This window comes from Euzebyella marina, assembly GCF_003687485.1.
Classification (GTDB): domain Bacteria; phylum Bacteroidota; class Bacteroidia; order Flavobacteriales; family Flavobacteriaceae; genus Euzebyella; species Euzebyella marina.
On record NZ_CP032050.1, the window covers coordinates 340,892 to 354,781 of the forward strand.

The window sequence follows — 13,890 nt, forward strand, 5'->3', positions numbered from 1 at the left end:
GATTATGATTAGATAGTTGACTACAAAACCAACTGTACGGTCGGTAATTATAAGTATCTTCCTTGAAATATTGCATTTGGTGCGGTTCATCGATAAATTACCGATAGCTGTCAGAGATACATTCGTTTTATTTCTAACGTAGTAAAAGGTGAACCGACCGACTAGTTTAAAACCAATTTTTCACCACAGAAGCGCATGCAAGCTTTTTCATCTATCAAAAATCTGTACCTACCTGTTCAGCCAACGGTAAAACAGTCGGGTACGAATGTGCTTTATAGAGAGGTGGTGCCTGCCGATTTGTTGCGTAACTGTATTTATTGCTATTGGGAGCTAAAAACCATAAAACGGCTTCAAGAGAATTTTGTCTATAGGGTGGTTTCAGATGGTTGTATCGATATATTTTTCGAGTTGACCATGCCTTCTGAAAGCTTTGTAGTGGGCTTTTGCAAAAAGTTTACTGAATTCACTCTTGATACGACTTTTCACTATGTGGGTATTCGCTTTCTTCCGACGATGTTTCCGCAGGTCTTTAAAATTGATGCTTCTGAACTTAGCAATAGATATGTTGACCTAGATGATATTCACCGTCATACCTCGGCATTTTTGAGGGATAGAATGGAAGATAATTTGAGTTTCGAACAGATAAAAGAACTGTTCGATTCTTATTTCTTTGACTTGGTTAATAACTCTGATTTCAACGCGGATCCTAGGTTGTATAGGTCTCTTGACATGATTTTAAAAAAGAGAGGAGTACTGCAAGTAAATGAAGAACTTGATTTTGGTATAAGTCAAAGACAATTAAGGCGGTTGTTTAATTATTATATAGGTGATACTCCTAAAACCTTCAGTAAAGTCGTTCGGTTTCAAAATATTCTTCGTGCAAAACCGTCGGTACAGAGCCTAAAGAAAAATAAACTTTTTTACGATGTGGGGTATTACGACCAAGCACATTTCATAAAGGAGTTTAGAAACCATTATGGGGTCACCCCGACCAAAGCCTTTGGCCGATAACTTTGGCCGTTTTTTACAATTGTTTCCAATCTGTTAGCTGCAAATTTGTAATAGAATAGAAGCGTATGAAAACTATTGTAAATTGGATATGTCTGATGGGTACGATGGCAACTATTTCTGCACAAACCCCAGTAATCATAAAAGAAATTGTTACTATGAAACTAAACGCAGGTATCGTTACCGAAAAAATGGCTGAAAGCAAAGAGTTTTATTCAGGCCTCTTGGGGTTCGGTGTTACTTTTGAAAATGAATTTTATCTTTTGATGCATACCCCGAATAAAAGTGCCGAGTTGGCTTTTCTATTGCCCAATCATCCTTCGCAACAACCGCTTTTTCACCATAAATTCGAAGGTAGAGGTATGTTTTTGACCATTGAGGTAGACAACGTTGATCAATTGTACGAAGTAGTCAAAAACAAAGGGGTGGAAATAAAAATACCTATTCGAGATGAACCTTGGGGAGACAGACATTTTGCCATAGAAGACCCTAATGGTATCGGAATCGATGTTGTAACGTATTCCGCTCCTGAAGAATGATTCTTAATCCTGAGGAATAAACCCCATAGGATAGTCTTTCGAGGCTATTTTGAAAAGGGTATCGAAAATGTAATCACAGACCTTTTTTTCACCTTCTAGATTGATCAGTTCAATTGTATCCTCAGGCGTGTGGTATTGATCATGACCTCCTGTATGCATGCCGAGAACGGAGATATTCTTTTTGTAAAAAGAGACATGGTCTGAGCCGCCGATCGATCCCGCATGTACTACGGGGTTCAAACCTGCTTTCTTGCCTAGCGTCGCCATTAATTCTTGACCTCCCGGGAAGGTACCAGCGCCTCCCATATAGACTTGCTTCTGCTAATTCAACCGGCCCACCATATCCATATTGATCATGAGTTTGATCTGTTCCAAAAAAACAGGCGGGTTATTGACAAAATAGGTGCTTCCCAATAGACCCTGTTCTTCAGCACCAAAGGCAATGACAATGACGCTTCTTTTCAATTCACTTTGGTGAGCTGCCAATCGCTCTGATATTTCAAGTAGAGCCGAGGTGCCGCTAGCGTTATCATCGGCACCGGGGTGAACGGTATTCAACTTATCTGACTTGGAACTCGGTCCGCCATGGCCCAAATGGTCATAATGGGCTCCGAGAACAAGGTATTCATTCTTTAAAACAGGGTGATTCCCTTCTAAAACAGCGACTACGTTGTACGTTTTTACCTTAGGCTTCTTTTTAGTTTTATCGGAAACCCTTAGTTCTGCCTTGAACTTCTGAAGATAGTTTTTTGACAATGGTTTTAGTCCTGAATTCTCGAAATCGGAAGCGATATAGTCTACTAAAACCTGATTGATCTTCCCTCCAGGATATCTTCCTTGATTTTCTTTTGAGGTCAAAAATTCAATATGGTCATGAAGTTCTTCGGTGGTCACTTCTGCCTGCGAATAACCGCTTGCGGAAATGAGAAGAAGAAGAAAAGCCCAAAAATAGTCTTGCATAGATTAGTACCCTACTTTTGTTCGAACACGAGCCAATACTTCATCGGCCACTTTTTTGGCTTTTTCCGCGCCTTTATAGAGCGCCTCGTCAACCTCGTCAAAATGATTGATGTAATAATCGTACTTTTCCCTTGCTTCCCCGAATTTTTGTACAATTACTTCATATAGGGCTTGCTTGGCATGGCCATAGCCATAGTTTCCGGCGAGATAATTAGCGCTCATTTCCTCTATTTGTTCTTGCGACGCCAAAAGTTTATATAGGGCAAAAACATTGTCGGTAGCCGGATCTTTCGGGTCTTCCATGGGAGTGCTATCCGTCTTGATTCCCATGATCTGTTTTCTTAGTTTTTTATCGGGTTGAAACAGATTGATGAGGTTTCCACGACTTTTGCTCATTTTTTCTCCATCGGTACCGGGCACATACATGGTCTGCTCTTGAACCTTAGCTTCTGGCATAACAAAAGTCTCCCCCATTTTGGTATGAAACCTTGAGGCAACATCACGGGTCATTTCTATATGCTGAAGCTGATCTTTGCCAACGGGCACGATATGGGCATCGTAAAGCAATATATCGGCGGCCATAAGCATAGGGTAGGTAAATAGGCCGGCATTTACGTCTTCCAGTCTGTCTGCCTTATCCTTAAAAGAATGTGCCAGGGTCAAACGTTGATAAGGAAAGAAACAACTTAAATACCAAGAAAGCTCAGTCACTTGAGGAACATCACTTTGCCTGTAAAAAACCGTTTTTTCGATGTCAAGGCCAAAAGCAAGCCAAGTTGAGGCTATGGCATAAGTGTTTTGCCTTAAGATTGCGGCATCTTTTATCTGGGTAAGCGAATGCATATCCGCTATAAATAGAAACGATTCGTTTTTGGGATCTTGTGCCATGCGAATGGCCGGCATTATTGCCCCTAAAATATTACCAAGGTGGGGGGTTCCTGTACTTTGAATTCCTGTTAGTATTCTTGCCATGTGTACTGTTTCAAAGAGGCCAAAGATAAAGAAATCAGTAAAAGCAGGGGTAATTTGTTACTTTTGATTTCATGTTTGTAATCCTTAAAAAAGCGGGTTATACGGTTTACCGCATTTGGTTCTATATTTTGGTAACTGTGCCGATTCTCGTTTTTTTTCCGCTGTTATTGGTAACTACATTTTCGGAAAAATGGTATCCTCAATTTTTTTGGCTGGCCAGAAACTTGTGGGCGAGACCAATTTTATACGGTATGGGCTGCCCGCCTCGGGTCGTATGGGAAGAGCGTTTGGCAAAGGGCAAAAGTTATATGCTGGTGGCCAATCATACCAGTATGCTTGATATCATGCTGATGCTTCATATTAGCAAAAACCCTTTTGTATTTGTTGGTAAGAAAGAATTAGTGAAAATACCCATTTTCGGTTTCTTTTATAAAAGGGTTTGTATCATGGTCGACCGCTCAGACACAAAGAGTAGAACCGGGGTTTACCGCCGGGCCCAGAAAAGACTCAATCAAGGCCTTAGCATATGCATCTTTCCAGAGGGTGGTGTTCCGGACGATGAATCGGTCGTTCTAGATGAATTTAAAGACGGGGCTTTTAAAATGGCCATAGCGCACAAGATACCTGTAGTGCCAATGTCGTTTCTTGACAATAAGAAGAGATTCTCTTTTTCATTTTTCAGTGGTCGCCCGGGGCCTATTCGAGCGAAGGTACATTCATTTTTTTCAACCTGTCATTTAAAGGAAGAAGATAAGTCGACACTGCGTGATGCCGTACGACTGATTATTCTTAGAGATTTAGAGAATCAATAATTTAGGCCTTAAGAATTGATTTTTTCAACTGTAGCTAACAGGTTCTATAGAGATTATCGATACCAGAATAATTTAAATCAAAACTATAGGGGTTACAAGCCATGTCGATTTTTGGTACTTTTAAAGGAACCTTAAAACGATAAACATCATGGATAGTAATTCAAGTTCTCACGGAGAAGCGTGGGACGTAAACGAGTCGAACGCTGGCCAGTGTCCTTTTTTGAACGGAAGCCTCAATCAAGTAGCTGGCGGCGGTACAACGAACAAAGATTGGTGGCCCAATCAACTCAATTTGAACATTCTAAGGCAACACTCTTCTTTATCGGATCCGATGGATAAAGATTTTAACTATGCCGAAGAATTTAAAAAATTAGACTTACAGGCAGTCAAACAAGACTTATATGATTTAATGACCGATAGTAAAGAATGGTGGCCTGCCGATTATGGGCATTATGGCCCGTTTTTTATTAGAATGGCCTGGCACAGTGCTGGCACCTATCGTATTGCCGATGGTAGAGGCGGCGGAGGTTCGGGATCTCAACGTTTTGCTCCTTTAAATAGCTGGCCCGATAATGCCAATTTAGACAAAGCTAGATTGTTGCTATGGCCTATAAAAAAGAAATACGGTAAGAAATTGTCATGGGCCGATCTTTTGATTTTGGCAGGCAACTGTGCCCATGAATCGATGGGTTTAAAAATGTTCGGTTTTGGTGGAGGCCGTGAAGATATTTGGCAGCCAGAAGAAGATATTTACTGGGGTTCTGAAGGCGAATGGTTGGGTAATAAAGAACGCTATGCAAATGACAACCAATTAGAAAACCCTCTTGGTGCCGCTCACATGGGATTAATCTATGTGAACCCTGAAGGGCATAATGCTAATCCTGACCCTGTTGAAGCGGCCCACTATATTCGTGAGACCTTTGGTCGTATGGCAATGAACGATTATGAAACGGTCGCTTTGATTGCCGGAGGCCACACCTTTGGTAAAACCCACGGCGCAGCCAGCCCTGATGATTATGTAGAGGCCGAACCGGCCGGTGCAGGAATTTTGGAGCAAAGTATGGGATGGAAAAACAACTTCGAAAGCGGTAAAGGTGAACATACGATTACCAGCGGTCTTGAAGGAGCTTGGACTAATACGCCTACCCAATGGAGCCATAAGTATTTTGAGAATCTTTTCGGCTATGAATGGGAGTTAACGAAAAGTCCGGCAGGTGCATGGCAGTTTAAACCGAAAGACGGTGCGGGTGCAGATACAGTGCCTGATGCGCACAATCCGGATAAAAAGCATGCTCCTTTTATGTTGGTAACCGATATGTCTTTGCGTATGGATCCTACATATGAAAAGATTTCAAGGCACTTTTTAGAGAATCCTGAAGAGTTTCAAGATGCCTATGCCCGTGCTTGGTTCAAACTTACACATAGAGACATGGGCCCAGTTGATCGTTACCTGGGTCCTGAAGTACCTAATGAAGAGTTGATTTGGCAAGACCCCGTACCTGCAGTTGACCATGATTTAGTTGACGAGGGTGATATTGAAGCGTTAAAGTCAAATATTTTGGCCTCGGGCCTTTCGGTTTCCGAATTGGTTTCAGCTGCTTGGGCTTCAGCCTCGACATTTAGAGGTTCCGATAAAAGAGGAGGTGCCAATGGTGCTCGCGTTAGGCTAGCTCCGCAAAATGGTTGGGAAGTAAATAATCCCGAGCAATTGGCCAAGGTATTGGATACTTTAGGCAGAATTCAAAAGGAATTTAATGATGGTCAATCAGGAAACAAAAAGGTTTCATTGGCCGATTTAATTGTACTTGGTGGATCGGCTGCCATTGAAAAAGCCGCTGAAAAGGCAGGTAAAAATGTAAAAATACCCTTCTCACCGGGCAGAACCGATGCTTCCGAAGAACAAACCGATGCAGAAGCATTTGATGCATTGCAGCCAAGAGGAGACGGTTTTAGAAATTATGTTAGGGATAAATACAATGTTTCCGCTGAAGAATTATTGGTAGACAAGGCACAACTAATGACCTTGACTGCGCCCGAAATGACTGTATTGTTAGGAGGTATGCGGGTTTTAGGAACCAATTATAATGGTTCGAACCATGGTGTATTAACCGATAAGCCGGGAGAATTGACCAATGATTTCTTTGCGAATTTATTGGATTTGGATATCGTATGGAGCTCTGCTTCAGAAAATGAAACCGTATTCGAGGCTAAAAAACGCGGTTCCGATGAAGTAGTTTGGACAGGAACAAGGGTAGACCTTATTTTTGGATCTAACACAGAACTAAGAGCGATTGCCGAGGTTTATGCCTCTGAAGACGCCCATGATAAGTTTGTGAGCGACTTTGTTGCTGCATGGACGAAGGTGATGAATTTAGATCGGTATGATTTGGTATAGCCGTAAAGAGTGATTTCTTATGGTGTAAAAAAGGGGTGGCACTGCAAAGTGCCGCCCCTTTAATTTTATCGCTCTAAATAATTAGTCGTTAAAACTTAAAGTTAAGACCGCTATAAATACCTACACTATAAGGCCTAAAATCACCGGAAACTTCTGAAAAAGTGTTCAATTGATATTTAAACATGGGTTCAATATTCATTTGAATCATGGGAGTGAACTTATAGTTGACACCAAAACCGATATTGGTGCTAAAGTTAAGGTCATTAATGTTATTTGCTTCCCCGACTTCGGTAATCAATGATCCCGAAGTGAGCGTCACCGAATTATCCAATAAGAACAACGAACTGATGCCACCTACGATGTTGAGGCCAAACTTTCGGTCTATAACGGCATAATCGACCTCTAAAGGAACCTCAATATAGCCCAGTTGCTGACCCATAGCACCTGTACGTGCATTTTCGTCAACCCCTCCCACTTCAAGGGCCAATTCGTTTAATGGTGATGATAAGCTTGAGAAAGTTGCAGTTTCACTATCAACAATAAGGTTTTTGGCCGTAGGGGTATAGTTAATGTTCTTGATTTTTTCGGATGAAGACACATCTAATGTTGAGGTAAAAGCAACATCATCGGTCTCATAACCATAATTGACCTTATGAACACCGGAACGCACTTTAAATTTTTTGTTGACTTGATAGGCAACTGAAAGGCCATAACTCAAACTGGTGTTTCCTGATTTCGTGTTTTGGTTGAATGCTGAATGAATCGGTGACCCCTGACCTACTGCATCAAAATAAACCGGAGCAATGTTCGGGCCTAAAGACCAACGACCTTCGTAAGAATCGGCGACTACTTCCTCTTCTTCATTTTGTTCATCGATGGCATCATAAATAGAAATTTTATTGTCGTTCTCATCCTTGGTTTTGTTTTCCTCCGTTTGAGTTTGTGCCAAGGCAGAGTTTTGACCATCACCTGTATTTATGTCATCACTGAAATCTGAGCGGGTTTTGGTAGGGTCAACCTCTTCCTTTTGCTGGTTACCTGCCAAAGCAGTGTTAGAAAAATTTGGTTGATTTCTATCTTCGCTCGTTAGAGAGTCATTGCCATCGATACGCTCGGTCACCTCGTTGTTACGGGTGATTTGTGAATCAGTTTTGTCGTTTCGTGTAGCTAAACCTTGGTTTAAACTTTTTGTGGCGTCTTGTCCCTTTTTAGTTTGAAACGCTTCTTTTGAATTGGTAATCTCAGTATCATTTTGATGACCACTTTCGTTGCCGCTGCTCTCTACAAGCCCGTTTTCTTGACCACCAATTTGCTTTTTATTTAATTGATCGGAGGCACTATTGTCTGACCGGGTAATGCTATTATCCGTGTCTTTTTCAAAAGAATTGTTATTCTCTGTTTCGTTTTCTAATCGACGTAAACCTTCAGAGTCTTCACTATTTGTAACACTTGGTATATTATCTTCAAAACCGTTAGATGATGGACCAAATACCAATAGTGCCAATGCTAAAACAGCGGCAGCCCCGCCTACCTTCCACCAAAGTGGAATGACTCGCTTTTTTTGTCTCTTGTTCAAAGAAGCTTCAATAGCCTGCCAGACTCGTTGGTCTGGAACCTCTTCAAAGTCCTTGAACTTCTCTTGAAAGAGCTTATCCAGGTTGTTTTTACTCATTTTAAATGTCTTTGGTATCTTATTTTGCTTTTGATGTTTTTCATCATACCCATAGTTCTATAAAAAAGAACAAGAGTACTCCGATGATGGCCTTGTTTTGTGTTGTTTCAATCCTTTCTTTTAGAATTTGCCTTGCCCTTGCCAAATTTGATTTTGACGTTCCAGGTGACGTACCTAATAATTCTCCAATTTCTTTATGCGTATGGCCATCGAGCACATAAAGGTTGAAGGTCATTCGGTACTTGTTCGGCAAATCTTGAATATAAGATAGCAATGTGCTCAGACCAATATCGGCATAACCGCTATCTACCTCAGTTTCCTCTTCGGTATTTTCGGAAACCACCGTCATATATTCCTCCTTACGGTATTTTTGTAATACTGTATTAATGGTCACTCTTTTCAGCCAACCCTCAAAAGAACCTTTTGATTTGAATTGACCTATTTTGTCATATATGACCATAAAACTATCGTGCAGATTGTCTTCTGCTTCCGACTTGTTGCGGGAGTACTTCAGACAAATGCCGAACAGGGTCTTCGAATAGGTTTTATACAACTGTTCTTGTGCCTGTCTATTACCCTTTTTACAGTTTTTTATGAGTTCTTCTAGACTCAAAATTTTGGTTAGATTTATGTTTGGGAATGCTAATAACTATTTGACGGGTACTTGTACTTCTATAAATTCGGCATCACCGTTTTCATTGTTCCCAGAATAAAATTTAAAAATATAAGGTTCGGTATAAATTACTTCAAATTGAAATGAATCACTAATTTCTTCCGCCACTTCGGCACATTCATCTTTTTCCAAAACAATACCAATGTGCGATACGGTTCTGATATTGGTAGAATCGGTAGCTGAGCGTCTGACATCAAACCTATCTGCCAAGGTACAATTGTCGGGCCTCAAAAGGTCGACATTAATGGTATAAACCCTTCCGAATTCAAAAGTATCAGGTACTTGTGCATTCACTATCTGTAAGGGGGTGTAGTGAAAATTGGCACCATCGTCATCTAAACTACATGATTCAAAACCAAGTACGATAGCTACCGAAGATACTAGATAAAACAATCGTTTCATAATTACATCAATTTTTTACATAAGATGAAAAAAAGGCGTAAGGGTTGCGTTTATCTATCGGCAATGGTTATAAAATAAACACCCTCGAACAGGGCGTTCGAGGGTGTAAATAACAAATATCTTTTACGGTAATCTATTCTGACAATACTTTTATGGCATCGCGAATTTTACCATCAAGTTCTTCGAAAAGTTCAGGGTTGTCCAATAATAGAGATTTAACCGCATCGCGACCTTGCCCCAACTTGGTGTCACCATAGCTGAACCATGAACCGCTCTTTTTGACAATTTCGTATTGTACGCCCAAATCGATAATCTCGCCAACCTTTGAAATTCCTTCACCATACATGATGTCGAACTCTGTGGTTCTAAATGGAGGCGCTACTTTGTTTTTAACGACTTTTACACGGGTCTTGTTACCCTGTACGTCACCATCGGTATTTTTTATCTGCGTAGACCTTCTGATATCAAGTCTTACCGATGCATAAAATTTAAGGGCATTACCTCCGGTAGTTGTTTCCGGGTTTCCGAACATGACCCCGATTTTTTCACGAAGTTGGTTGATAAATATAACGGTACAATGAGTTTTGCTAATAGAACCGGTTAGCTTACGAAGAGCTTGGGACATCAATCGGGCATGAAGACCCACTTTTGAATCACCCATCTCACCTTCAATCTCGCTTTTCGGTGTCAAAGCTGCAACAGAGTCAATAACGACAATATCGATGGCACCCGAACGAATTAGGTTATCTGCAATTTCTAAGGCCTGTTCACCATTGTCGGGCTGTGAGATAATCAGGTTATCGATGTCTACCCCCAACTTTTGGGCATAAAAACGGTCGAAGGCATGCTCGGCATCAATAAATGCGGCAATACCACCTTGTTTTTGAGCTTCGGCCATTGCATGTAACGTCAGGGTTGTTTTACCTGAAGATTCTGGCCCATAAATTTCAATGATACGCCCACGAGGATAGCCTCCAACACCTAAGGCGATGTCAAGACCCAACGACCCTGAAGGTATGACCTCAACATCTTCAACTACGCTGTCGCCCATTTTCATGACCGCACCTTTACCGTAGGTCTTGTCCAGTTTATCAAGTGTTAATTTTAATGCCTTTAGTTTGGCGTCTTTCTCCGAGCTCATAATGATTAAAAATTAGGAATGCTAAATTACCATTTCTTTTGTACAATACCAGTTGCCTTTTGCAAATTGTAACAAGGTGTTATGAACAGTCTTTAGTTCTTAAATATGGCATGCTGTTACCTTTGGTCGAATTTTACGATTAACAAAAAATGAAAAATTTAATCTCGCACGCAACCCTTTTTAAATAATCGCATCTAACGTACAAAGCACTATTCCGATTTATCGGGAACTAACTCAAACATTATTCTCTGCTGAGGTGGAGAGCTATAACGGCCATTCCTTTTAGTGTTTTCGAAAGAATGCTATGAAGAAGATCAATCGGAAGGGCCACTGAAGAGCCTTGATTTATTGTCGAGGCTCTTTTTTATTGCCCTGAACGCCGATTTTCTTTAATTTTGCCCTCCAGAAATAAATCCTTTTAACTTAAAGCGTTGGTATAGCATGCAACTGTACAATACATTAAGTGCAAAGGAAAGAGCCGCCCTTATTGAAGAGGCCGGGCAAGAGCGCCTGACCATCTCTTTCTATCAATATGCACACATCGGTAATCCGAAAATTTTAAGAAACCATCTTTTCTTGGCTTGGAACGAGTTAGATGTTCTAGGTAGAATCTATGTGGCCTACGAAGGCATAAACGCCCAACTTTCAGTACCAGCTGAGAACTTTGTGGCGTTTAAAGAACATTTAGACAGCATTTCGTTTTTAGAAAATGTTCGGTTGAACATAGCCATTGAGCAAGACAACCTTTCGTTCTTAAAGTTGAAGGTGAAGGTGCGTAACAAGATTGTTGCCGATGGCCTTCACGACCATACTTTCGATGTTACGAACAAAGGTGTTCATGTGAGCGCCGAAGAATTCAATGCATTAATTGAAGACCCCGATACCGTGTTGGTAGACATGCGTAACCACTACGAAAGTGAAATCGGCCATTTTAAAAATGCCATCACCCCCGATGTCGATACGTTTCGTGATTCACTCGACATTATCGAAAATGACCTCAAAGAACATAAAGAGGATAAAAAACTGGTAATGTACTGTACGGGAGGTATTCGTTGTGAAAAAGCCAGTGCATACTATAAGCACAAAGGTTTTAAGAATGTTTACCAATTAGAAGGCGGTATTATTGACTATACCCGTCAAGTGCAGAATAAAAATCTTGAAAATAAATTTATTGGTAAGAACTTTGTTTTTGACCATCGCCGAAGTGAGCGCATTTCTGATGATGTCATTGCCCAGTGCCACCAGTGCGGTCAACCTTGCGATACGCATGTGAACTGTGCCAACGAGGCATGCCATTTACTATTTATTCAATGTGATGAATGCGCCGCTAAGATGAAAAATTGCTGTTCGGATCATTGTAAGAACATCAATGCTTTGCCTTTTGAAGAGCAAAAAAAGCTTAGAAAAGGTAAAGGGGCTAGCAACAAAATTTTCAAGAAGGGCCGCTCCGAGGTTTTAAAGTTTAAGCGTTAACGCTATATCAGTAGCTTTACATCGCATTAAAATTTCATTACCTTTACGATTAAGATTAATATGAACCCCATCCCCATTGAGCTTTAGGTTGAATGAGGGACCAAGATATAAAATATGGGCTGTAGCAGTTGTTCGACCGCTAAGGACGGACAACCTCGAGGATGCAAGAACAACGGAACTTGTGGTACCGATGGTTGTAATAAATTAACGGTCTTTGATTGGCTTTCCAATATGTCGCTTCCGAGCGGTGAAAAACCATTCGATTGTGTGGAAGTCCGTTTCAAGAACAGTAGAAAAGAATTTTTTAGAAATACCGAAAACCTTTCCCTTTCCATTGGTGATGTAGTGGCCACTCAGGCACAATCAGGGCATGATATAGGCATGGTAACCCTGGTCGGTGAGTTGGTCAAAGTGCAGATGAAGCGCAAAAAAGTTGATGCTCAAGATAAATCACTCGCCAAGGTCTATAGAAAAGCTACTCAGAACGACATTGATAAATGGCAAAAATGTCGTGACCGCGAAGAAGAAATAAAGAAAAGGGCGCGGGAAATCGCCATTATACTGAAGCTTCAAATGAAGATTTCAGATGTCGAGTTTCAAGGTGATGGGTCAAAAGCGACCTTTTACTATACGGCAGAAGAACGGGTAGATTTCAGACAACTTATTAAAGACATGGCCAAAGCCTTTGGCATTCGTATAGAAATGCGTCAAATAGGCTACAGGCAAGAAGCGCAGAGATTGGGAGGCATCGGTTCTTGCGGACGAGAATTGTGTTGCTCGACCTGGTTGACAGATTTTAGATCGGTTTCTACTTCTGCAGCACGTTACCAACAATTGTCGCTTAATCCACAGAAATTGGCAGGGCAATGTGGTAAGTTGAAATGTTGCCTGAATTATGAGTTGGACATGTATTTGGAAGCCTTAAAAGATTTTCCATCAACAGACACCAAACTCTTTACCGAAAAAGGATTGGCTTACTGCCAAAAGACCGATATTTTCAAAGAACTTCTATGGTTTTCTTATAAAGAAGACCCCTCTAACTGGCATGTTCTAACTAAAGAGCAGGTACACGAAATTCTTGAAAAGAATAAAAAGAAAGAAAAAGTTTCGAGCTTAGAGGAATATACCGCTGATAACTTCGTTAAAGAAGAGAAGGTTTTTGAGAACGTGGTGGGGCAAGATAGTCTTACTAGGTTCGATAGGCCTAAAAAATCTAGAAACCGTAAGCGTAACCGTAATCGCAAGAACAAATCAGGTAACGCCAAGGTGCAGACACAGCCTAATAACCAGAACAACCAAAATAAAGGCAACCAAACCAAAAACAAACGCAGAAACAATAAAAAAAGGCGACAGAAAAATGGTTAAATATTGGGGCCTCCCTTGCTTGATTGCCTTGCTCTTCTCGTGCAACGATAATTTGGTAAAATCAGAGTTTCAGGCGACTAAAAATGGCGCTTGGAATAAAGACAGTACATTTCAGTTTACCTTTTCTGAGATAGATACATTACAAAAGCACGATATGTTCATTAATGTGCGTAATGACGCCTCCTTTCCTTACAATAATTTATTTCTAATCGCTGAACTTGAATTTCCTAGCGGAGAAACGGTTAAAGATACTTTGGAGTATGAAATGGCTTTGCCAGACGGTACTTGGCTAGGCAAAGGTTATGGCAGCATTAAAGAAAATAAATTGTGGTACAAAGAGAACATCGTTTTTCCCGAATCGGGCGTATATAATCTAAGTTTATCGCATGCGATGAGAAAAAACGGCAGTGTCGATGGTGTTGTAAGCCTAAAGGGCATTACCGATGTTGGTTTTGAAATAGAAAAAAGTAATCCATAA

The 13,890-nt window shown here is 40.8% G+C and carries 12 protein-coding genes and 1 pseudogene; 7 read left to right on the top strand and 6 right to left on the bottom strand.

Annotated elements, in window-relative coordinates; all coding sequences use genetic code 11:
- The first annotated feature begins 195 nt into the window (after positions 1 to 195).
- Both D1013_RS01405 and D1013_RS01410 read left to right on the top strand, forming a co-directional pair.
- The gene (locus tag D1013_RS01405; RefSeq protein WP_121847183.1) at positions 196 to 1,011 is read left to right on the top strand and encodes an AraC family transcriptional regulator; all 816 of its coding nucleotides are present in this window, start codon (positions 196 to 198) and stop codon (positions 1,009 to 1,011) included.
- 155 nt (positions 1,012 to 1,166) lie between these two features.
- Positions 1,167 to 1,547, top strand: a complete 381-nt coding sequence (locus D1013_RS01410; protein WP_121850552.1) for a VOC family protein — start codon at positions 1,167 to 1,169, stop codon at positions 1,545 to 1,547.
- Positions 1,548 to 1,550: 3 nt separating this feature from the next.
- Here D1013_RS01410 and D1013_RS01415 read toward each other — a convergent pair.
- Positions 1,551 to 2,507 (bottom strand): annotated as a pseudogene (locus D1013_RS01415) (M28 family metallopeptidase).
- 3 nt (positions 2,508 to 2,510) lie between these two features.
- Complete coding sequence (gene trpS / locus D1013_RS01420) at positions 2,511 to 3,479, bottom strand: tryptophan--tRNA ligase (protein ID WP_121847184.1); 969 nt, start codon at positions 3,477 to 3,479, stop codon at positions 2,511 to 2,513.
- Between the two features lie 71 nt (positions 3,480 to 3,550).
- Between trpS and D1013_RS01425 the strand changes: the two genes are divergently transcribed.
- Both D1013_RS01425 and katG read left to right on the top strand, forming a co-directional pair.
- Positions 3,551 to 4,291, top strand: a complete 741-nt coding sequence (locus D1013_RS01425; protein WP_121847185.1) for a lysophospholipid acyltransferase family protein — start codon at positions 3,551 to 3,553, stop codon at positions 4,289 to 4,291.
- Between the two features lie 148 nt (positions 4,292 to 4,439).
- Complete coding sequence (katG, locus tag D1013_RS01430) at positions 4,440 to 6,686, top strand: catalase/peroxidase HPI (RefSeq protein WP_121847186.1); 2,247 nt, start codon at positions 4,440 to 4,442, stop codon at positions 6,684 to 6,686.
- 88 nt (positions 6,687 to 6,774) lie between these two features.
- On the opposite strand, the gene D1013_RS01435 is transcribed toward katG, so the two are convergent.
- The 4 genes from D1013_RS01435 to recA form a co-directional block, all read right to left on the bottom strand.
- Entirely contained in the window at positions 6,775 to 8,358 is a 1,584-nt protein-coding gene (locus D1013_RS01435; RefSeq protein ID WP_121847187.1) for an outer membrane beta-barrel protein, read from the bottom strand.
- A gap of 43 nt (positions 8,359 to 8,401) precedes the next feature.
- On the bottom strand, positions 8,402 to 8,971 hold the full coding sequence (locus tag D1013_RS01440) for an RNA polymerase sigma factor (protein WP_121847188.1): 570 nt from the start codon (positions 8,969 to 8,971) through the stop codon (positions 8,402 to 8,404).
- Positions 8,972 to 9,007: 36 nt separating this feature from the next.
- Positions 9,008 to 9,433 (bottom strand): hypothetical protein, encoded by a 426-nt coding sequence (locus D1013_RS01445; protein WP_121847189.1) that lies wholly within the window; start codon positions 9,431 to 9,433, stop codon positions 9,008 to 9,010.
- 133 nt (positions 9,434 to 9,566) lie between these two features.
- Positions 9,567 to 10,574, bottom strand: a complete 1,008-nt coding sequence (gene recA, locus D1013_RS01450; protein ID WP_121847190.1) for a recombinase RecA — start codon at positions 10,572 to 10,574, stop codon at positions 9,567 to 9,569.
- Between the two features lie 441 nt (positions 10,575 to 11,015).
- On the opposite strand from recA, the gene trhO reads away from it, so the two are divergent.
- From trhO to D1013_RS01465, 3 genes are all read left to right on the top strand, one after another.
- On the top strand, positions 11,016 to 12,047 hold the full coding sequence (gene trhO / locus D1013_RS01455; RefSeq protein WP_121847191.1) for an oxygen-dependent tRNA uridine(34) hydroxylase TrhO: 1,032 nt from the start codon (positions 11,016 to 11,018) through the stop codon (positions 12,045 to 12,047).
- Between the two features lie 114 nt (positions 12,048 to 12,161).
- Positions 12,162 to 13,412: a PSP1 domain-containing protein gene (locus D1013_RS01460; RefSeq protein ID WP_121847192.1), complete on the top strand. Its 1,251-nt coding sequence runs from the start codon at positions 12,162 to 12,164 to the stop codon at positions 13,410 to 13,412.
- The gene (locus D1013_RS01465) at positions 13,405 to 13,890 is read left to right on the top strand and encodes a gliding motility lipoprotein GldH (RefSeq protein WP_121847193.1); all 486 of its coding nucleotides are present in this window, start codon (positions 13,405 to 13,407) and stop codon (positions 13,888 to 13,890) included. Before D1013_RS01460 ends, D1013_RS01465 begins: the two co-directional genes overlap by 8 nt.

Excerpts from the sequence above, each read along its gene's own strand:
- D1013_RS01405 (WP_121847183.1), top strand. The coding sequence starts at position 196 with ATGCAAGCTTTTTCATCTATCAAAAATCTGTACCTACCTGTTCAGCCA.
- D1013_RS01410 (WP_121850552.1), top strand. The coding sequence starts at position 1,167 with ATGAAACTAAACGCAGGTATCGTTACCGAAAAAATGGCTGAAAGCAAA.
- trpS (WP_121847184.1), bottom strand. The coding sequence starts at position 3,479 with ATGGCAAGAATACTAACAGGAATTCAAAGTACAGGAACCCCCCACCTT.
- D1013_RS01425 (WP_121847185.1), top strand. The coding sequence starts at position 3,551 with ATGTTTGTAATCCTTAAAAAAGCGGGTTATACGGTTTACCGCATTTGG.
- katG (WP_121847186.1), top strand. The coding sequence starts at position 4,440 with ATGGATAGTAATTCAAGTTCTCACGGAGAAGCGTGGGACGTAAACGAG.
- D1013_RS01435 (WP_121847187.1), bottom strand. The coding sequence starts at position 8,358 with ATGAGTAAAAACAACCTGGATAAGCTCTTTCAAGAGAAGTTCAAGGAC.
- D1013_RS01445 (WP_121847189.1), bottom strand. The coding sequence starts at position 9,433 with ATGAAACGATTGTTTTATCTAGTATCTTCGGTAGCTATCGTACTTGGT.
- recA (WP_121847190.1), bottom strand. The coding sequence starts at position 10,574 with ATGAGCTCGGAGAAAGACGCCAAACTAAAGGCATTAAAATTAACACTT.
- trhO (WP_121847191.1), top strand. The coding sequence starts at position 11,016 with ATGCAACTGTACAATACATTAAGTGCAAAGGAAAGAGCCGCCCTTATT.
- D1013_RS01460 (WP_121847192.1), top strand. The coding sequence starts at position 12,162 with ATGGGCTGTAGCAGTTGTTCGACCGCTAAGGACGGACAACCTCGAGGA.
- D1013_RS01465 (WP_121847193.1), top strand. The coding sequence starts at position 13,405 with ATGGTTAAATATTGGGGCCTCCCTTGCTTGATTGCCTTGCTCTTCTCG.